At 34.4% G+C, this 20,378-nt stretch carries 21 protein-coding genes and 1 pseudogene; 18 read left to right on the forward strand and 4 right to left on the reverse strand.

Annotation, left to right across the window (positions count from 1 at the left end; all coding sequences use genetic code 11):
- The 9 genes from ACE94K_RS03505 to ACE94K_RS03545 all read left to right on the forward strand — a co-directional run bounded on the left by ACE94K_RS03505 (position 1) and on the right by ACE94K_RS03545 (position 7,996).
- Positions 1–756 (forward strand): MbnP family protein, encoded by a 756-nt coding sequence (locus ACE94K_RS03505; protein ID WP_378180017.1) that lies wholly within the window; start codon positions 1–3, stop codon positions 754–756.
- Positions 757–1,812, forward strand: a complete 1,056-nt coding sequence (locus tag ACE94K_RS03510; RefSeq protein WP_378180019.1) for a cytochrome-c peroxidase — start codon at positions 757–759, stop codon at positions 1,810–1,812.
- A 129-nt stretch (positions 1,813–1,941) separates the two neighbouring features.
- Positions 1,942–2,271 carry a HesB/IscA family protein gene (locus tag ACE94K_RS03515; protein ID WP_378180022.1) on the forward strand — a complete coding sequence of 110 codons (330 nt, stop codon included), beginning with the start codon at positions 1,942–1,944 and terminating at the stop codon, positions 2,269–2,271.
- A gap of 43 nt (positions 2,272–2,314) precedes the next feature.
- Positions 2,315–3,760 carry a Fe-S cluster assembly protein SufB gene (gene sufB / locus ACE94K_RS03520; protein ID WP_378180025.1) on the forward strand — a complete coding sequence of 482 codons (1,446 nt, stop codon included), beginning with the start codon at positions 2,315–2,317 and terminating at the stop codon, positions 3,758–3,760.
- A 26-nt stretch (positions 3,761–3,786) separates the two neighbouring features.
- Complete coding sequence (locus tag ACE94K_RS03525; RefSeq protein WP_378180027.1) at positions 3,787–4,197, forward strand: hypothetical protein; 411 nt, start codon at positions 3,787–3,789, stop codon at positions 4,195–4,197.
- A 31-nt stretch (positions 4,198–4,228) separates the two neighbouring features.
- On the forward strand, positions 4,229–4,981 hold the full coding sequence (gene sufC, locus ACE94K_RS03530) for a Fe-S cluster assembly ATPase SufC (RefSeq protein ID WP_378180030.1): 753 nt from the start codon (positions 4,229–4,231) through the stop codon (positions 4,979–4,981).
- 2 nt (positions 4,982–4,983) lie between these two features.
- Positions 4,984–6,297, forward strand: a complete 1,314-nt coding sequence (sufD, locus tag ACE94K_RS03535; protein WP_378180033.1) for a Fe-S cluster assembly protein SufD — start codon at positions 4,984–4,986, stop codon at positions 6,295–6,297.
- Between the two features lie 125 nt (positions 6,298–6,422).
- A complete protein-coding gene (locus ACE94K_RS03540) occupies positions 6,423–6,998 on the forward strand; it encodes a DUF2306 domain-containing protein (protein WP_378180036.1) in 576 nt (191 codons plus the stop codon).
- Entirely contained in the window at positions 6,995–7,996 is a 1,002-nt protein-coding gene (locus ACE94K_RS03545) for a YARHG domain-containing protein (RefSeq protein WP_378180039.1), read from the forward strand. Before ACE94K_RS03540 ends, ACE94K_RS03545 begins: the two co-directional genes overlap by 4 nt.
- Positions 7,997–8,044: 48 nt before the next feature.
- On the opposite strand, the gene ACE94K_RS03550 is transcribed toward ACE94K_RS03545, so the two are convergent.
- Positions 8,045–9,397, reverse strand: coding sequence for a serine hydrolase domain-containing protein (locus ACE94K_RS03550; RefSeq protein ID WP_378180042.1), 1,353 nt, complete (start codon positions 9,395–9,397; stop codon positions 8,045–8,047).
- A 78-nt stretch (positions 9,398–9,475) separates the two neighbouring features.
- Here ACE94K_RS03550 and ACE94K_RS03555 point away from each other — a divergent pair, with 78 nt between their 5' ends.
- The 6 genes from ACE94K_RS03555 to ACE94K_RS03580 all read left to right on the forward strand — a co-directional run bounded on the left by ACE94K_RS03555 (position 9,476) and on the right by ACE94K_RS03580 (position 13,659).
- The gene (locus tag ACE94K_RS03555; protein ID WP_378180045.1) at positions 9,476–10,690 is read left to right on the forward strand and encodes an aminotransferase class V-fold PLP-dependent enzyme; all 1,215 of its coding nucleotides are present in this window, start codon (positions 9,476–9,478) and stop codon (positions 10,688–10,690) included.
- Between the two features lie 13 nt (positions 10,691–10,703).
- Positions 10,704–11,159: a hypothetical protein gene (locus ACE94K_RS03560; RefSeq protein ID WP_378180048.1), complete on the forward strand. Its 456-nt coding sequence runs from the start codon at positions 10,704–10,706 to the stop codon at positions 11,157–11,159.
- Between the two features lie 40 nt (positions 11,160–11,199).
- Positions 11,200–11,622 (forward strand): SufE family protein, encoded by a 423-nt coding sequence (locus ACE94K_RS03565; RefSeq protein ID WP_378180051.1) that lies wholly within the window; start codon positions 11,200–11,202, stop codon positions 11,620–11,622.
- A gap of 51 nt (positions 11,623–11,673) precedes the next feature.
- Positions 11,674–12,000, forward strand: coding sequence for a DUF59 domain-containing protein (locus tag ACE94K_RS03570; protein ID WP_280933872.1), 327 nt, complete (start codon positions 11,674–11,676; stop codon positions 11,998–12,000).
- Positions 12,001–12,022: 22 nt separating this feature from the next.
- Positions 12,023–12,532: a DUF2480 family protein gene (locus ACE94K_RS03575; protein ID WP_378180054.1), complete on the forward strand. Its 510-nt coding sequence runs from the start codon at positions 12,023–12,025 to the stop codon at positions 12,530–12,532.
- A 191-nt stretch (positions 12,533–12,723) separates the two neighbouring features.
- Positions 12,724–13,659, forward strand: a complete 936-nt coding sequence (locus ACE94K_RS03580; RefSeq protein WP_378180057.1) for a DUF3078 domain-containing protein — start codon at positions 12,724–12,726, stop codon at positions 13,657–13,659.
- 178 nt (positions 13,660–13,837) lie between these two features.
- Here the strand turns inward: ACE94K_RS03580 and ACE94K_RS03585 are convergent.
- Positions 13,838–13,993, reverse strand: a pseudogene (locus ACE94K_RS03585) (GNAT family N-acetyltransferase); the annotation flags it as partial.
- 326 nt (positions 13,994–14,319) lie between these two features.
- On the opposite strand from ACE94K_RS03585, the gene ACE94K_RS03590 reads away from it, so the two are divergent.
- A complete protein-coding gene (locus ACE94K_RS03590) occupies positions 14,320–15,345 on the forward strand; it encodes a DUF3078 domain-containing protein (RefSeq protein WP_378180060.1) in 1,026 nt (341 codons plus the stop codon).
- 6 nt (positions 15,346–15,351) lie between these two features.
- Here the strand turns inward: ACE94K_RS03590 and hflX are convergent, their stop codons facing one another.
- Positions 15,352–16,560, reverse strand: a complete 1,209-nt coding sequence (gene hflX / locus ACE94K_RS03595; RefSeq protein ID WP_378180063.1) for a GTPase HflX — start codon at positions 16,558–16,560, stop codon at positions 15,352–15,354.
- A 175-nt stretch (positions 16,561–16,735) separates the two neighbouring features.
- Here hflX and ACE94K_RS03600 point away from each other — a divergent pair, with 175 nt between their 5' ends.
- Positions 16,736–17,707: an endonuclease gene (locus ACE94K_RS03600; protein ID WP_378180066.1), complete on the forward strand. Its 972-nt coding sequence runs from the start codon at positions 16,736–16,738 to the stop codon at positions 17,705–17,707.
- 440 nt (positions 17,708–18,147) lie between these two features.
- Complete coding sequence (locus ACE94K_RS03605; RefSeq protein WP_378180069.1) at positions 18,148–18,876, forward strand: hypothetical protein; 729 nt, start codon at positions 18,148–18,150, stop codon at positions 18,874–18,876.
- Positions 18,877–18,961: 85 nt separating this feature from the next.
- Here ACE94K_RS03605 and ACE94K_RS03610 read toward each other — a convergent pair whose 3' ends face one another.
- Positions 18,962–20,353: a DUF5689 domain-containing protein gene (locus ACE94K_RS03610; RefSeq protein WP_378180072.1), complete on the reverse strand. Its 1,392-nt coding sequence runs from the start codon at positions 20,351–20,353 to the stop codon at positions 18,962–18,964.
- Between the last annotated feature and the right edge of the window lie 25 nt (positions 20,354–20,378).

Below are 20,378 nucleotides of genomic sequence, written 5' to 3' on the forward strand. Positions count from 1 at the left end.
ATGAAAAAGTTTACGTTCATAGTATTTGTTCTAATGGCGGTAATATCTTGTAAAAATGATGATGCCCCTACATTTGGAACCTTGGAAATAAATTTTACAAATAAGGTCGGCACTGATCTGATTGGTTTAAATACTGCTTCTTATACAAATCAAAGTAACGAGTCTTATACTATAACAGAACTAAAATATATCATTAGCAATATTGTTCTGATCAAAGAAAATGGAGAAGAATTCATCTATCCGGTTGAGGATAGTTATTTTTTAATTAATGAAGAAATTCCCTCCAGTAAACGAATTACACTTAATAATATAGATACCGGTGTTTATAACAAAATTAAATTCGGATTTGGAGTGGATCAATCTAACTATCCTCTTAATGGTGTTGCTAATTTTATTCCTACTGCCGAGGAAAATGGAATGCTTTGGTCTTGGTCTGCCGGATATAAATTTTTAAAATTTGAAGGTTCTTTTACTCCTCAAGGTGGTACATCCGAAGATTTCCTTTTGCATATAGGAAGCCACGGAACAGCATTAGATAATTATAAAGAAATTACATTAGACCTGCCCAACAGCCTAAGTTTTGAGGACCAAGCCTCTTCCGACTTGTCTATTGATGCAGATATAGCTAAAATTTTTGATAGCGTCAGCACGTACTCTTTGGAGCAAAAAAGCGATGTTCAGGTAGATCCTGTAAACGCACCAATATTGGCAGAAAACGTAAGTGCTATGTTTATAATAAACGACAATCCTAATTAAATGATTAAAAACATCGGGTATACCATACTTATTCTTTTCGGAGTTGCGTGCAGCTCTGAGAAAGACGAATATGTACCTATTGATCAAAATAAAAAACTAGAATTTACGGTTCCTTCCAATTTTCCGGAGCCTAGTTATAACGTATCCCTTAATCCACCTACAGAAAAAGGATTCGAATTAGGCAAAAAACTATTCTATGACGGTCGGCTATCTTCAGATGGTGTTATCTCTTGTGGGTTCTGTCATATTCAGGATTTTGCTTTTACACATCATACTCATATTGTAAGCCACGGAGTGGATGGAGCATTAGGAACAAGAAATGCACAACCCCTGCATAATTTGGCTTTTATGAACGAGTTTACCTGGGATGGTGCTGCTATACACCTGGATTTACAACCGATTATACCGATCACTGCAGAAGTGGAGATGAATGAGTCTTTTGGAAACATTATTAAAAAACTCGAAGAACAACCGGAATATGTAACCCTCTTTGCTGAAGCTTTTGAAGATCAAAGGATCAACTCCGAAAATATCCTCAAAGCATTAGCACAATTTACGATTATGATGATTTCATCAAACTCTAAATATGATAAAATAGAAAGAAATGAAGGCTCCGTTTTTACAACAGATGAGGCAGCTGGTTTTGAACTATTTACATCAAAATGTGCTTCTTGTCACGCGGGGACTTTATTTACCGATCAATCGTACCGAAATAACGGATTGCCAATAGATCCACAATACAATGACATCGGTAGAAGCCGGGTAACTGGTCTGGCTTCCGACATCTATAAATTTAAAGTGCCTAATCTAAGAAACATTGAACTTACCTTTCCTTATATGCACGATGGAAGATTACAAACTTTAAAAGACGTTTTAGATCATTATAGTGGTGGTATGGTTGATTCTGAAACCTTGGATCCTATTTTCAAAAATTTTAATGGTGATGTGGTAGGAATTCCGATGACCGAAGACGAAAAACAACAGATTATTTCTTTTCTTAAAACGCTCACAGATGATGACTTCGTAAATGATAATCGCTTTTCAGAATTTTTATAGTCCTCTCCCTTATTTATGATAGATGATCCCTATACTCATATATGTTAGATAAATGTTAGGTTATGTAAATAAAACCTACATATGTAGTATATTTGCAATCAATTTAGAATTAATCTATTTTATAATAGTATGATTAAGGTATCAGATACAGCTAAAAAGAAAGTCATAGAATTGATGAGTGACGACGGATATGACGCTTCATCAGACTATATTCGCGTGGGTGTAAAAAGCGGAGGTTGTTCAGGTTTGTCTTATGACTTGAAATTTGATAAAAACCAAGAAGAAGGAGATAAAGTTTTTGAAGACAATGGTGTAAAAATTATTGTCGATAAGAAAAGCTTTTTATACCTCATCGGCACTACCCTAGAATATTCCGGAGGATTAAATGGAACCGGTTTCGTTTTTAATAATCCCAACGCAAATAGAACTTGTGGTTGCGGAGAGAGTTTTTCCCTTTAAAAATTAAAAAAAGATCCTATAGAAATATGTAGGACTTCATAAGATGGCATATACTGAAGACGACTTAAAAAAAGAATTAGAGACCAAAGAATACGAGTATGGATTTTATACAGATATAGAATCTGATACCTTTCCTGTGGGTCTAAATGAAGATATTGTTCGTGCGATTTCTAAGAAGAAAAATGAGCCAGAATGGATGACAAACTGGAGATTAGAAGCATTCAGAGCTTGGGAACAAATGGAAGAGCCGGAATGGGCTAACGTAAATTATGAAAAACCTAATTTTCAAGATATCTCATATTATTCAGCTCCCAATAAAAAGCCAAAATACGACAGTCTTGATGAAGTAGATCCAGAATTATTGGATACGTTCAAAAGGTTGGGTATTTCTTTAGATGAACAAAAAAAATTAGCAGGTGTTGCGGTAGATATTGTAATGGATTCTGTTTCTGTAGCAACAACTTTTAAAGATACCCTAGCAGAAAAAGGAATTATTTTCTGTTCTATTTCTGAAGCTATCCAAGAGCACCCAGAGCTGGTAAGAAAACATATAGGATCTGTGGTACCACAAAAAGATAATTTCTACGCGGCCTTAAACTCGGCAGTATTTAGTGATGGTTCCTTTTGTTATATTCCAAAAGGAGTTAAATGCCCTATGGAGCTATCTACCTATTTTAGAATTAACCAAGCAGGTACAGGTCAGTTTGAGAGAACACTGGTCATTGCCGACGAAGGTAGTTATGTAAGTTATTTGGAAGGGTGTACAGCTCCTTCTCGAGATGAAAATCAATTGCACGCTGCAGTCGTAGAATTAATAGCATTGGATCAAGCAGAAATTAAATATTCAACCGTACAAAACTGGTATCCCGGTAACGCCGAAGGAAAAGGTGGTGTATATAATTTTGTAACAAAACGTGGAATTTGTGAGGCAAATGCCAAAATTTCTTGGACTCAGGTCGAAACAGGCTCTGCGGTTACCTGGAAATATCCATCCTGCATACTTAAAGGAGACAATTCTGTTGGTGAGTTTTACTCTATTGCAGTCACAAATAATTTTCAGCAAGCGGATACAGGTACCAAAATGATTCACTTAGGAAAAAACACCAAAAGTACTATTATTTCTAAAGGAATTTCTGCCGGAAAATCCCAAAACAGCTACAGAGGATTAGTACAAATTAATAGTCGGGCTACCAATGCTCGTAATTTTTCACAATGTGATTCTTTGTTAATGGGCAATGAATGTGGCGCTCATACGTTTCCTTATATTGAAGCAAAAAATAAAACTGCTCAAATAGAACACGAAGCAACTACCAGTAAAATTGGAGAAGATCAAATATTTTATTGTAACCAAAGAGGTATTGATACCGAAAAAGCAATTGCATTGATTGTTAATGGTTTTAGTAAAGAGGTGTTGAACAAACTTCCGATGGAATTTGCGGTAGAAGCTCAAAAACTTTTAGAAATTTCTCTAGAAGGTTCTGTAGGATAAAGTGTATAACCAACAAATTCGCATAAATGAAAAAATCAGCTCTTCTTATCATCGTAAGCCTATTAATTTTTTCCTGTAAAAATGAAAAAAAAGAATCATCTAATACTGATTCAACACTGATTCGTGGAGAATATATTTTGATTGATAATGCCGGCGTGCTTAAGGGTAAAGATTTTATCTACGGAGTTGTCGTAGATGACATGGCTCAAAAATTAGCTCAAAAAATAAAACCACTACAACGAGAAGAATACGATATGGTACCCGTAGTTATTAATGGTATCATTAAGGATAATACAGAAGATGGCTGGCCACAGGTTGTAGAAATAAAAGAAATTGTTGGTGTAAGTGAACCAACCGAAGCATTACCAACAAAAATAAAATCATCCGACACACTACAAGAAGCTGGTGATGCCGGACATGAAGGGCATAATCACTAAAATTTTATTTACAAAGATATAAAACTACAAGATGTTAGAAATTAAGGATTTACACGCTAGTGTTGAAGACAAAGAAATTTTAAAAGGTCTTAACCTACACGTAAAAGCAGGAGAAGTTCACGCAATAATGGGTCCTAATGGTGCAGGAAAAAGTACTTTGGCCAGCATTGTTGCAGGAAAAGAAGAATATGAAGTAACTGAGGGTAACATCCTGTTAAATGGCGAAGATATTGAAGAATTAGCAGCAGAAGAACGTGCTCATAAAGGAGTTTTTCTTTCGTTTCAATATCCAGTCGAAATTCCTGGTGTTACTGTTACCAATTTTATGAAAACCGCCATCAATGAAACCAGAAAAGCGCAAGGTCTTGAAGAGATGCCGGCAAAAGATATGTTGAAAAAGATCCGTGAAAAATCTGAATTATTAGATATCGATCGTAAATTCTTGTCTCGTTCTCTTAACCAAGGATTTTCTGGAGGAGAGAAAAAACGTAACGAAATATTCCAGATGGCCATGATGGAACCAAAATTAGCCATTCTAGATGAAACCGACTCAGGTTTAGATATTGATGCATTGAGGATCGTGGCAAACGGAGTGAATAAACTGAAAAGTAGCGAAAATGCTATTATCGTAATAACACATTACCAAAGATTACTGGATTACATCGTACCAGATTATGTACATGTATTATATGATGGCAAAATTGTAAAATCCGGCACAAAAGAACTCGCTTTAGAATTGGAAGAAAAAGGATACGATTGGATTAAAGAAGAGATAAACGCATAGTTATGGAGCTAAAAGAAAAATTAGTGTCTTCTTTTCTTGCTTTTGAAAATACAGTAGATGTAGACGCTCCTGTTCATGATATCAGAAGTCAAGCAATAAAAGTCTTTGAAGAGAAGGGGTTTCCTTCTAAAAAAGAAGAAGCCTGGAAATATACTTCACTAAATGCAGTACTAAAACACGATTACAGTATTTTCCCTAAAGAAGAAAATGCCCTGGAGTTCAAAGATGTTAAAAAGTACTTTATACACGATTTAGACACCTATAAAATTGTATTTATTGACGGCAAATATTCTTCGCATTTATCAGAAACCACTCACGACAAAATTGATGTGTGTTTGATGTCTTCTGCTTTAAATAGTCCTAAGTATAAGACGGTTATAGATAAATATTTTAACAAAATCGCTAAGCAGGACGGATTGACTTCATTAAATACTGCTTTCTCCAAAGAAGGCGCTTATATTTATATTCCTAAAAATAAAGTAGCAGATAAGCCAATACAGATTATCCACTTTTCTACAGGAAAAGAATCTATACAACTTTTACAACCTCGAAATCTTATTGTGGTAGAAAAAAATGCACACGTACAGATCATTGAGCGTCATCAAAGTTTGACAGAAAATCCGGTGTTAACCAACTCAGTAACAGAAATTTTTACTGATAAACGTGCGTTTGTAGATTATTACAAAATTCAGAATGATAACGAGGTGGCTTCCCTGATCGATAATACCTTTATACAACAACAGGCTCAAAGTGTGGCTTCTGTGCATACTTTTGCTTTTGGAGGAAACCTTACCAGAAACAACTTAAATTTTTATCAAAAAGGTGAAGGTATTGACTCCATATTAAATGGTGTTACCATTATAGAAGGCAAACAACACGTGGATCATAATACGTTGGTTCATCATACAGAACCTAATTGCGAAAGTCACCAAGACTACAAAGGTATTTTTGACGAAAGAGCTACCGGTGTATTTAATGGTAAAATTATTGTTAATAAAGAAGCACAAAAAACCAATGCTTTTCAATCTAATAACAATATCCTATTAAGTGACAAAGCAACAATTAACTCTAAACCTCAGTTAGAAATTTTTGCAGACGATGTAAAGTGTTCTCACGGCTGTACCATCGGTCAGTTAGACGAACAAGCTTTGTTCTATATGAGATCCAGAGGAATTGGAGAAAAAGAAGCAAGAGCCTTATTAATGTATGCTTTTGCGAATAACGTATTGGAAAGTGTAAAAATACCTCAGCTAAAACAACGAATCAACAAGTTAATTGCCAACAAGCTTGGTGTAAACATTGGATTTGATTTGTAGAAACAAATAATCGTAACATATACTAAACCTCTTCATATATTTGTTGAGGTTTTTTTATTTTTATGCAGAAAGTTACCATATATCAAATAGTGCTCCTGATACTGTATACCTTCTTTTGTATATTGATGTTTCAGATTACACTTCAATACTTTCCTATTGACTTTGATGTGGCATTTTTAAGAATCAAGCAACAGTATATTCATTTTACACATTATAAAATTGCCTTTTATGTTCACGTAACATTCTCTGTTTTTTCCTTATTTGCAGGATTTACACAATTTTCTAAAAAGGTAAGAACAAAGTACGCCAAAGTTCATAAAATTGTTGGCTGGATGTATTTAGTATCCGTGCTACTGCTTGCTGCACCATCGGGACTGGTTATTGGATATTATGCCAATGGTGGTTTCTGGTCTCAGCTTGCCTTTTGTTTATTAGCTATTGGTTGGTTTTGGTTTACTTTAAAAGCGTTTTTAGCAATTAAACAAAAAGACTATCAAAAACATCAAATTTTTATGATCAGAAGTTTTGCTTTAACGTTATCTGCTATAACTTTACGCTTATGGAAATACCTAATTGTTCTGGTTTTTCAGCCAAGACCTATGGATGTATATCAAATTGTAGCATGGCTAGGTTGGGTATTAAATCTTATTATTGCTGAAGTTATTATCTTTAAATACCTAAATAATAAAAACCATTCATGAAAAATATCATCTTCTTATTGTTATTAGCTTTTATGTCTTCTTGCAAACAGAAAATTCAAAAAACAGAAAATCAAAACCCTACTATAATAGAGTCTAAAACAGAAGCAAGTACTCCTAAACCTGAAAAACAAGATGAAAAAATAATCGAAGAGTATTCCCATAAAAATACAATTCTAGAAAATGTGATGGTTCCTTTCACACCACGGTTTTTTAAAGAAGCCTCCGATCATCAAAACCTATTAGGGTTTTATGTTGGAGAATTTAAGGCAGTAAAATATGATCCTGAAAAAAAACCTTCATACAGTAACAAAATAAATATATCAATCAATCATATTACGAAAGATTCCATTTTTGGTCATTCGGTAGTAGCGGGTAACGCCCGTCCTTTTCAAGGTGTTATTGACACCACAACTTATAAAGCAAAAGTTGTTGAACCTGGTGATGATAAATATGATGGCGTTTTTGAATTTAAATTCAATCCTACGTTAAAATTTATCAAAGGGATTTGGGTTGCAAACGATACTAAATTAGCTGTGTCAGAAAGAAAATATGAACTTTTAAAAAATAAGTTTTTATACAAACCCGATCAAGACCTTATAAAGTTTAATGATGATGAAGAGGATGGTTATTATATGGGGGATGTTTTCGCAGAATTATATAATGGTGTTTTTGATTCAAATAATGATGGCCCAGAAAGCGAATACGCAACTATTGAAGCATTAAAAATCAATGCTTCAAACACAAAATTAACTAATGAAGACCTAGAAAACCTACACAAAGGAGATTTAGAAATTATTCGAAATTCAATTTATGCCAGGCATGGATACTCTTTTAAAAATCGAAGAATGCGTTATTTTTTTGACAGTCACATTGATTGGTACATTCCGGTTTCTACAGATATTAGAAATCAATTAACCGATCTCGAAAAGAAAAATATCGATTTGATTAAACGTTACGAGCAACACGCAGAACGTTATTATGACTATTTTGGAAGGTAATTGAACTTCCAGACCTCACAGGTTTTAGAAACCTGTGAGGTCTATTACTTACTGTATCGCATTAACTAAATCTTTTAAAAATGTATTAAAATCCACACCGGCATCTCCTATCAGTCCAAAACGGACAACGACCAAATCTTTTGATGGGATGATAAACACTCGTTGCCCTTGGAAACCATTGGCAGAATACATATCTCTGGGAGCATCGGGATAAAAACCTCCCGCATTGAGCCAAAAATGACCACCATAATCGCCTTCTGATGTTGGGCTTGGTGTAATTACATAGTCCACCCAATCAGCATTGAAAATTTGCTCTCCATTCCAATTACCTTTATGCAAATACAACAATCCAAATTTTGCCCAATCTCTAACCGTTCCCCAGGCATAAGAAGAACCTACATAATTACCAGCCATATCGGTTTCTATAAGCATAGAATGCATCCCGATTTTATCAATAAACTCTCGATACGGAAAATCAAGATACTCCTGATAACTATCAAACTGTTTTCTCAGAATTCCAGATAACAGATTAGAAACACCAGATGAGTAGTACCAATATTCATTCGGTTTATAAATTGCTTCCTTATGTATCTGCGCTTTGGTCATATCTTCATCTAAATATAACATTGACGTTGCATCAGAGATCGATCCATAATCTTCATCCCAAGCCAATCCACAATTCATCTGCAATAAGTTATTTATGGTAATCTCTCTTCTTTCGTCCCGCTGCCATTCTTCAATTGGAGCTCTTTGATTAACATTGATTTTTCCTTGTTTCTGCAGCACTCCATAGCTTGTTGCCAATATACTTTTAGTCATAGACCATCCTAACAGAATAGAATTCTGGTCTAAACCATCCGCATATTTTTCTGCTATTATCTGATCTTTATAAATGACCAATACCGCTCGCGTTTTTTGTATACTTTCTCCTTCCCCATCAAAAATCGAAGAAACTGTAGTTTTTATTTTTTGATAATAAACGTTTTCAAAAACTGTGTCTTTTTGAGGAAGATCTCCATACGGAAAAGGCAGATTTTTTTTAGTCTTATTTCGGTTTGGTTTTAGATACGATGCTTTTTCATCAAATTCATCATTAATCAATACACTCCCTAGACCTTCTCTATACAGTGCTTTTCGTTCGTTAAGTCCAAAAACGGAAGCAACAGCAGATTTTTCGTTCATATTGACCTCATCCTCCGCCAAATGAACCGGAGCAAAATTATTGTCGTGTGCATCCGTAAATTTTGCCGTACGATTTGCAATAAAAACAGAAGAAGCCATGTTCTTGGCAGAATATCCCGATACTATTGTAAGCTTTGGATAATTCCAAAACGCGGATACCAATATTAGCCCTATAATTCCTATGAATCCATACCCTAAAATCTTTTTAAATCGCTTCATTGTCTAAAGAGTTAAATCCTTTTAAAAATAAACAATATCACTTAGAAATAGTTCCTATTTTTGCAGAAAGAAATTGATATGCTAGATGTACAGAAAATACGAGAAGATTTTCCAATTCTTAAGAGAAAAGTAAACGGAAAACCTTTAGTGTATTTTGATAATGCTGCCACTTCACAGACTCCACAAGTTGTAATTGATGCTATTGTGGATTACTATAGTAATTATAATGCCAATATTCATCGTGGTGTGCATACCCTATCACAAGAAGCTACAGATGCCTATGAAATTGCTCGTAAAAAAATACAGCAACATTTTAATGCTAAACACTCACACGAGATCATATTAACTTCGGGAACAACACACAGTATCAACATTGTAGCTACAGGTTTCACTAATTTATTGGCTAAAGGAGATGAAATAATCGTTTCTGCTTTAGAACACCACTCCAACATCGTTCCCTGGCAAATGCTTTGTGAAAGAACAGGTGCAATTCTTAAAGTGATTCCGATGAATGAAGAAGGAGAACTCTTAATGGATGTCTATGATCAACTACTTTCTGATAAAACAAAATTGGTCTTTACCAATCATATCTCGAATGCATTAGGAACGATTAACCCAATTGAAGAAATCATACAAAAAGCACATCAGATAGGAGCCGCTGTTTTAATTGACGGAGCACAATCGTGTCCGCATATAAAACCCAATGTTCAGGATCTTGATGTAGACTTTTATGTAGCTTCTGCACACAAACTTTGTGGACCTACCGGGGTTGGCTTATTATACGGAAAAGAGGAATGGTTGAATAAATTACCTCCGTATCAGGGCGGTGGAGAAATGATAGACCAGGTAACATTCGAAAAAACTACCTACGCCGGTCTTCCTCATAAATTTGAAGCCGGAACACCCAATATTTGTGGTGGTATTGCCTTTGGAGTAGCTTTAGACTATATGAATAGTATTGGTTTTGATAATATCGCTCAATATGAAAAAGAATTGCTGGACTACGGAACTCAAAAACTTTTAGAAATCGAGGGTTTGAAAATCTACGGAACTTCTAAAAACAAAACTTCTGTGATATCTTTTAACTTAAAAGGTATTCATCCTTATGATGTTGGTTCGATCGTAGATAAATTAGGTGTAGCTGTTCGTACCGGTCACCATTGTGCACAACCTATTATGGATTTTTATAAAATTCCGGGAACAATTCGTGCCTCTTTTTCATTTTATAATACCAAAGAGGAGATTGATATTCTGGTCGAAGCAATAAAAAAAGCTAAAATGATGTTGAGCTAAAAGCCTCGAAACTATGCAAAGAATTCTTTTTTCTATTTCGCTTGTTGTCTTTTTAGGATCTTGTAAAGAAACCCAAGTGATTGCCCAAAACACTTTTGCTAATCAGGAAAACATCTTACTTGTTGAATACGACGCTATATCCAGAGGTTATTTTTTTGCTGTTAAGATTACTAATGATTCGATTACTAAATTCAAAGACAGGAGTAAACAAGAGTCTGTTTCTAAACCTTGTTCAAAAAAGGGTTGGAGTGAAATTATTTCGTCTCTAAAAAAATTAGAATTAGAAAAAATTTCAGATCTAAAAGCACCGAGTGACAAGCGTACCTTTGATGGTGCGGCACATGCGCAGCTAAAAATCACCACTACTAAAGAAACATATACTTCCACTAGTTTTGACGACGGTAATCCTCCTCAAGAATTAAAACCATTAGTTAATACTATCTTATCATTAACAGAAAGTATTGAATAGCAAAGATTCATGTTGTATTTTTGTCAAAAATTGTAAGCATATGTCTATACAGGAACTACAGGAAGAGATTGTTGATGAATTCAGCATGTTTGATGATTGGATGCAGCGCTATGAATACATGATTGATCTCGGTAAATCGCTTCCTTTAATTGATGAGAAATATAAGATTGATGAGAACATTATCAAAGGTTGTCAAAGCAAGGTATGGGTGCATGCAGAAATGAAAGATGATAAAATTGAATTTACCGCAGATAGTGATGCTATTATTACAAAAGGTATTATTGCTATCCTTATCAGAGTATTTTCTGGACAACACCCAAAAGATATTATAGAAGCGAACACCGATTTTATTGATGAAATTGGTCTAAAAGAACATTTATCTCCAACCAGAGCCAATGGATTGGTGAGTATGATCAAACAATTAAAAATGTATGCCATCGCATACCAAACACAACTAAATTAATTTGTCGTTCAATGTCAGGCTGAGCCTGTCGAAGTCGACCAAAAATATACTATGAGCGAGACTAACATAGACACTACAGAACTTGGAGAAAAAATTGTAAGAGTATTAAAAACAATTTATGATCCAGAAATTCCAGTTGATATATACGAACTTGGGTTGATATATGATGTTTTTGTAAATGAGGATTATGATGTAAAGATCCTGATGACCCTTACATCCCCTAATTGTCCGGTTGCAGAATCTTTACCTGAAGAGGTGAGAGAAAAAGTAAAATCTCTGGATGCCGTAAATGATGTAGAGTTGGAGCTTACCTTTGAGCCGACCTGGACACAGGATTTGATGAGTGAAGAAGCTAAACTAGAACTAGGAATGCTTTAATTACAAAACCTTCTTGGTACTTATGGAAGAAGAAATTATTAATAGAGTTGCTAATAACAAAAACCTGATCACCTTTGATCTGGAAGACTACTATCCTAAAGGAGAGCGCGTGTTGTTTGATATAAAAGATTGGCTTTATGAAGGCTTTATACTGCGTGAAAAAGACTTTAGAAAACACGTTTCTGACCACGATTGGAGTCTGTATCAGGACAAATTTGTTGCTTTAAGCTGCTCCTCGGATGCAATTATACCTGGTTGGGCCTATTTACTACTCACCAGTGCACTCATCCCTTTTGCAAAAAAAGTAGCGGTTGGTTCTTTGGAAGACTTAGAGACAATTCTATACGCGCAAATTATTAATAAACTCGATGTTTCTGACTACCAGGATAAACTTTTGATTATTAAAGGGTGCTCTAACAAACCGGTTCCTGAAAGTGCCTATGTAGAACTAATCCAAAAATTACAGCCTATTGCCAAAAGCATCATGTACGGAGAAGCATGCTCTTCAGTTCCTCTATTTAAGAGAAAATAGCTCATTTTATCCTATAAAGCTGTTTTTTGTCGAAAATCTAATATGTAATTAGTTTGATTTAAATTGAAAAACGTTACTTCAATTATATTTGCCAACGCAAAATTTTACATAAATCTTGAACTTGTTTTTACAGCAACTTTCTTTTTAGAGGCTTGTTAGATGTAAAAATAAACTACTTAAAACTATTAATTATGAAAAAAATCGCATTCATTTTTGTTTTCATGTTAGCAGGCATTCAAATTGGGCTTGCGCAAACAGAGGAAGAATTAAAAGCTACGTTAGCTGCAAAAAAAGATTCAATTGCTGCAATACAAGGAAGAGCAAACGCAATTCAATCACAGATAGATGCTTTACCCGGATGGAAAATTGGTGCTTTTGGTACTATCGGAGGAAGCCTTTCTGGATTTAATAATTGGTTCGCTCAAGGGATTCCAAATAACGATGCCGGAACTATTGGTATTACAGTAAATGGATATGCCAACTTATTAGAGGATAAATACTTTTGGAGAAATAGTGCTAATATTAATCTTGCCTGGGTAAAATTAGACGATCGCGATGATCCTAATGACGATGACAGTTTCAGAGAGTCAACAGATGTTTTCAATATTTCTTCCTTATTTGGGTATAAATTAACTAAGACATTAGCGGTTTCAACCTTAGGGGAATATAGAACTACGCTATTAAACAATTTTAATGATCCAGGGTATTTAGATCTTGGTGTGGGTATGACTTGGACACCAATTAATAACTTGATCGTAGTGGTACACCCTCTCAACTATAACTTTGTTTTTAGTGAAGGAGCTGCGGAATATGAGTCTTCATTAGGTGCAAAAATTGTAGCAGATTATACGCGTAAAATTGGAGCTATCAATTTTAAGACAAATCTATCTGCTTTTGTAAGTTATGAAGACACTGATTATTCTAACTGGACCTGGACCAATTCTTTTTCTTATACTTTATGGAAAGCCATTGGTGTAGGTTTTGATTTTGGTCTAAGAAGTAATAAGCAAGAGGCATTTAATTTTTTATTAGCACAGGATCCTGCAATTGTACCTACCCCAACTTTGGAAAATACGGATAATGAATTACAATCGTTCTGGAATCTTGGATTGAGCTACGCTTTCTAATAAGAAAACATAACATCAATTATAAAAAGAGTATTCAGGTTTCTGAATACTCTTTTTATATTATTTCTTAATTCCATATAGAATTCCCGTTCATCCTCTTTAACAGTTTTAAAACCTGTTTTCTCGTATAAATACCTGACCAAGTTTTCTTTTAGTACCTTAAGAATCAATTTTTTATTCAGAGTTGTGGATAATTGTTAAGATGATTTAAAAGATAAGTGCCCAATCCTTTCCCTTGATAATTGGGCAGTATCTGAAACTGAAGTATTTCTATTGCATCACTACTTTCAATATACTTTAATAAACCAATTCTTTGATCAAATTGCTTTACTACATAAGCTTTATTAAAATGGTTTTTTGCTTTGGATAAGTGCTGATCATCTCATAAATGCAACCTTGCTTTTTCTAAATGTTTAACGATTATTAATTTTCTTAGCTTCATTAAACCACGATATCTGTATCTTTTACATTGACTAATTTTATATACATCTTCTTTTTACTGATATAATTTTATAAATATGATATACTATTTTTAAAAAATTTAAGTTCTTTTTATTAAAACAATCACTCTTCATTTAATACCATTTTGGCTCAATGTAGCCGTATTTGAATAAGCTGTTCTCATAAAGTATATTTGTGCGAAAATCCATTGTTTATATTATGCGAAAGATTGTTTTATTTCTTTTTTTATTCATTGCTATGCCAAAGATTACCGGCCAAGAAAAGAAAGAAGTCAAACAATTAGACTCTATTCAGGTTCGATTAACCCGATCATTAGATAGTTTACTTCAGTACACCCCCAGAGAACTCAATGTGATCGTTTTAAAAAGTCTTTTGAAAAAGCGAAGTCCGAAACCCGTCAAAAAACCTCATATCGGATGGAAATCTATCGGTAAGTTTGCTTTTTTCTTTAATCAATCAGCTTTTAATAATGACTGGCAAGGAGGAGGAACTTCTAATATAGCCAGTAACATTGCTCTTAATTATGAGTTCAACTATAAAAAAAACAGTCTGACCTGGGATAATAGAATTCTTGCTGATTATGGAATTACATTTTTAAAAGGAGAAAACTTTGCCCGCAAAACCAATGATAGATTAGAATTTAATTCGCGATTGGGACAGCGAATTGGAGAAGGCTTCTGGAACTATTCGTTATTTGTTAATTTTAGATCTCAATTTGCCACAGGATATAGTTTTAGTAAAGATCCGGATACCGATGAAACCATTCGAACAGAAGAAACTCATTTCTTTTCTCCAGCCTTTATACAAATAGGGCCTGGATTACTTTGGAAAAAAAGCGATGACTTTAACATCAACATAGCACCGGTTACTTCCAGAATGATTTTTGTAAATGATAAATTTACATCGGTTCCTGATTACGAAGATGGGGATTATTTTGGGGTAGATGCCGGTGAGAATTCCAGATTTGAATTTGGTGGATCTTTAGCAGCTTATGCAAAATTTGAGATCATCAAAAATATCACTATGGAAAATATCCTCAATTTATATACTAATTATATTGAGGATCCTTATAATGTAGATATTGATTATACGCTAAACCTGAATCTTGTAGTAAACAAGTATATTTCCGGAAATTTCGCATTTCAGGCAATCTATGACGATAATGCCACCAGTGGATTTCAGATACGTGAAGTCATCGGAATGGGACTTAATTATGAGTTTTAACGACCTCTACTCCTCTACAAACTCCGGATATAAAAAGTTATTATAAGGAAAACGGGTTACGTGTATGTCTCTTACTTCTTGATATACTCTTTTTCTAAAAGTATCCATATTCTCTTTATTCATTGCAGAGATAAACAAGGCGTTGTTTCCTATTTTACTCATCCAGGTTTGTTTCCACTCCTCAAGTGTATAGTGTGCTTTGGTTCTTTCTGTAGTTAGATCATCTTCATCAATAGTTTCGTGTTGATATGCATCAATTTTATTAAAAACCATAATTGCGGGCTTATCTGCACTATCTATTTCGTCTAAAATTTTATTTACAGACTCAATATGATCCTCAAATTGAGGATGTGATATATCTACTACATGAAGCAGTAAATCTGCCTCTCTCACCTCATCTAAGGTGCTTTTAAAACTTTCTACTAACTGTGTGGGTAACTTTCTTATAAATCCAACAGTATCACTAAGTAAAAACGGAAGATTGCCGATAACCACTTTTCTTACCGTAGTATCCAAAGTAGCAAACAGTTTATTCTCCGCAAATACGTCACTTTTAGCAATTACGTTCATCAATGTAGATTTACCAACGTTTGTATATCCAACTAAAGCAACTCGTACTAATTGACCGCGATTGCCTCGTTGCGTTGCCATTTGTTTATCAATGGTAAGTAGTTTTTTCTTTAACAAAGAAATTCGATCTCTAACAATCCGTCGGTCGGTCTCGATCTCAGTTTCCCCAGGACCACGCATACCAATACCTCCTCGCTGACGTTCTAAATGCGTCCATAATCCCGTTAATCGTGGTAATAGATACTGATATTGAGCTAATTCTACCTGAGTTCGGGCATAACTCGTTTGTGCTCTCTGTGCAAAAATATCAAGAATCAGATTCGTTCTATCAATGATTTTTGCCTTCAAAATTCGTTCTATGTTCCGTTGTTGTGCAGGCGTTAGTTCGTCATCAAAAACTACGGTTCCTATATCATGCTGTTCTACATAAGCAAGCACTTCTTCCATTTTACCTGATCCAATAAACGTCTTAGAATTAGGCACCTCCATTTTCTGGGTAAAGCGTTTTACTACTTCACCCCCTGCTGTATAGGTTAGGAACTCTAATTCATCCAAAAATTCGGTCAGTTTATCTTCATCCTGATTCTTAGTGATAATTCCTATTAAAATTGCTTTTTCGTATACTGTTTCTTCCTTTTCTAACATATGCTATACCTGCTTCAAACTTTAATGGTACAATTCTTATAAAACTCTCTTTTGCCCTAGGCAACATAAACTCCAACTAATAATTTTAAATATCGTTTCGTTTATTATATACAAAGGTACAATATTGTATGCATTTGAATTTGTACATTAGATGTTTACAACAAATTTTTATTGAATGTCTTCAAAGCTTTATTTTAAAAAGAAACATACCAATCTGCATACCATCGGTTTTTATAATCTGGAAAACCTTTTTGATACCAAAGATGATCCCAACACATTGGATGACGACTTTTTACCTGATTCGGAAAAGCGATGGAACAAAAAAAGATATCATAAAAAGATATTCAAGCTAGGAACTGTGATTTCTAATATCGGATTCGCAAAAACAGGAAAGGCTCCTGTAATATTAGGAGTTGCAGAAGTAGAAAATAAAGCAGTTTTAGAAGATTTGGTACGCACCAAACATTTAATCCATAAAAACTATGGTGTTATACATCACGAATCACCAGACGAACGTGGAATCGATGTAGGTCTCCTCTATCAAAAAGACAGCTTTACTGTCATAAATTCAGAAAGTGTACAAGTCTTGGTTCATAATGAATTTGGCGAACGTGATTTTACTCGCGATATCTTATGGGTTACAGGAACTTTACACGAAGAACAAATTCACATTTTGGTAAATCACTGGCCTTCTCGCAGAGACGGTGCAGAGCTAACCTCATATAAACGTATTGCTGCTGCTGATAGAAACCGCGAAATTATCAACCAGATTACAGATCACGATCCTGAGGCAAAAATTATCATTATGGGTGATTTTAACGATGATCCCAATAGGGAAAGTGTAAAACAACATTTGGTGATGGATGATTTTTATAATCCTATGGAAAAATTACATACACGCTACCGCGGAACACTAAATTATAGAAGTCAGTGGAACTTATTTGACCAGATCATTTTTAGTAATAACTTTCATAAATACGAAAAATCCACTCACAATTTTTCTGAAGCTAATATCTTTGATGATAGCTTTCTAAAGATTTATAAGGGTAGATACAAAGGAAATCCTTTTAGAACTTACGCTGGAGGAAAATACAAAGGAGGGTATAGTGACCATTTTCCTGTCTATGTATGTCTTAAACAACATTAGGCGTTTTCTTTTTTACTCAAATACGTTCTTCCCTCATAAAAATAGCTAACGAATACCTCTTTTTTGTAAAGGGTTTTAGCTTGGGTAGATATGGGTTGTTCAACCCTTTTTACATAGGTATCCAACCCTATCAAAAACACTAAAAGCTTGTGATTCAGTGTTTTGATAAGCGGAAATTTCCCTTTGTTGAAAATTCATCTTTGGTAATTACGAACCTGATTCTACTTTTGATTCAGAATCTATAAGGAAGTACTTATAGTTTTTATTTCACTTGTATGATGATAAGGTTTACAATGATCAACCATCTATTAGGTTAGAAACATAATTGGCGCCAAAAAAGTTTCTGAATATGTAATCCTCTTGTTTGATTCTGTGAAAAAGCGGGTATATCAGTACCCAAACACTAAACATCAATTTAATTATTCTAAAAAACCAAACAAATGAAAAAATTATTTTATGCATTACCCATCATCGGTTTATTGTTCTTTGCTTCTTGTGACCAAGATGAATCTAACGACGTTATAGACGAATCAGCTATAACATCTGAGTTTTCTTTAAAGAATATTTATGATTTTTATAAAGATGTAAGTATTACTTCTGAAGAAGGGAGTACAGGGATTGTAAGAATTTATGCAAACAACAAAAACGCCTTGATCAATTACTCTAATGCTAATCTAACCTTGACGGAAATTAGTCAGGATGAAACGTTACAGCAAAGTTTAGAGCGTCATAATAAACTTGACGCAACACAGCCTGATAAATCTGTGGATCTAAGTGATGAAAAAGAAAGCGAAATTGAAGAAACCGGAAATGACATTGCTTTTGAATTAATACAGCTTATAAAAGCCAATCCTAGCTCAAAATATGCTATCAATTTTGATCATCCTCAAAACAATGTAGCAAAAGCCAGCTGGCAATATTACACACACTACAGCTCTGTTGGGGAAGCTCAGATCGCTGAGATTGCCAGACATAATTTCTGGAGAAGAGTATATTATGGCCTAAAGTATAAAGCATACAGCAACAGCAGTTGGGCAACCATACAGAATGAATGGAAGTCAATTTCGAACAATCAGAGTTTTTCACATACTAAAAACCCTTGTTATCAATTTAGAATGCGAGTAAAAACAAAAAACAACAGTGCTTACACTGTTACTTTCGACTATTAGCATACTACCCTAAAACCAAAAAAAACTCCTTGAAATATCTTTTTCAAGGAGTTTTACTGTTTTATTAAAAGACCAGAAATTATTCTTAATTTCCTGAAATCTCGATATTATCTATATGATATCTCGTAGTTGGTCCCGGATCTGCTCCTGCATAACGAAAAGCAATACGAACATTACCCTCAATACAAGAAATGTTAACAGGTCCTACAGATTCAAAACTTCCAAATCCGCTAGGATTACCGTTAGGGATAGTAGCGTCTAACTGAGACCACTCTGTAGTAGTGATATCTCCAGTAAAATTATTAGTGATAAAAGCGGTAAGAATATTTCCATTATCAAAATTAGCCTGAATATCAAAAGACAATTCTTCTGCCGTAGAGGCTGTTAAATCTATCTCTGGTGTTACTAACCAAACCTCGAATGGATTTTCGTCAGAGTTAAACCCTGAAATCTGAGCGTATTGATTACCACTAAAACTTCCTATAACATAATCCAAGTCTCCTCCGGTAACATTTACGTTCAACCAACCTGAGTTTTCTAAATCACTAATACTTAAACCAGTAAAATCTTCTTCAAATATAATATTCGATCCACCGCTCGGTCCGTCACATTCTAATACATTAGGGTCACAACGGTTTTCATTATCAAACACTAAACCGGTTACATCATTTAGTACCAGATTAAACGTGTCTCCAAAAAAGTTTTTAGTTAAAACCCCCTCAAAACTTCCTTGCTGTGCTGGTAACGCTAATGATTTAAAATCCGCAAACGTACTGGTGCTTAAAATAGCAGTAGCTCCACTATCGCAACTTTCTAAATTTCTCTCTCCATCGAAATTATCACTTGGTTCTCCGGCAAAAGTAAGTGTGTCTTCTCCTAAAACATCATTTCTATTGAACTGAACATTGTTAATCTTCACAAATAAATTGGTTAACTCGTCAGAAAAATCCTCAAAAGTAATTTCTAAAGGGGTGATCGTTGCAACCTCTGCAGATCTTAAAATTATCTCTTCTTGAGAAAAGGAAGGGATCTGTTCTACCTCATCACCAGAAAGCACTCCTAAGGTGGCAACTCCATTTTCGATACCGGCAGACAATCCTTCTAATTTTATATATACTTTTCTTCCAAACTCATAAGTTGTAAATAAGGGATTTACATCTATCAATACTCTGATCCCTGCTGTTGGGTTTTCTGGTCTGTCCTGGATTACTAATTCTTCAAAAAAGTTACCCGCCTTATCAGTAGATACTACATATCCTGCTACGAATTTATCAGAATCTTCAAAATTAACAGGATCTCCATCGGCTTGTGCTATTTCTCCTAGTATACCATCTAACTCTACGATTAAATTTGGATTAATATTTGGCTCCTCTATAGCCAACACAGGAGTTTTAAAATCATCGTCTTGTACACACGCAGTAAATGTAACTGCCAAAACCAAAACGCTTATTAGTTTTTTTAAATTAATTGAATTCATTTTATACTTTTTTTTGTTGTGTTCA

Source organism: Aquimarina besae, assembly GCF_042434905.1.
In the GTDB taxonomy this organism is placed as follows: domain Bacteria; phylum Bacteroidota; class Bacteroidia; order Flavobacteriales; family Flavobacteriaceae; genus Aquimarina.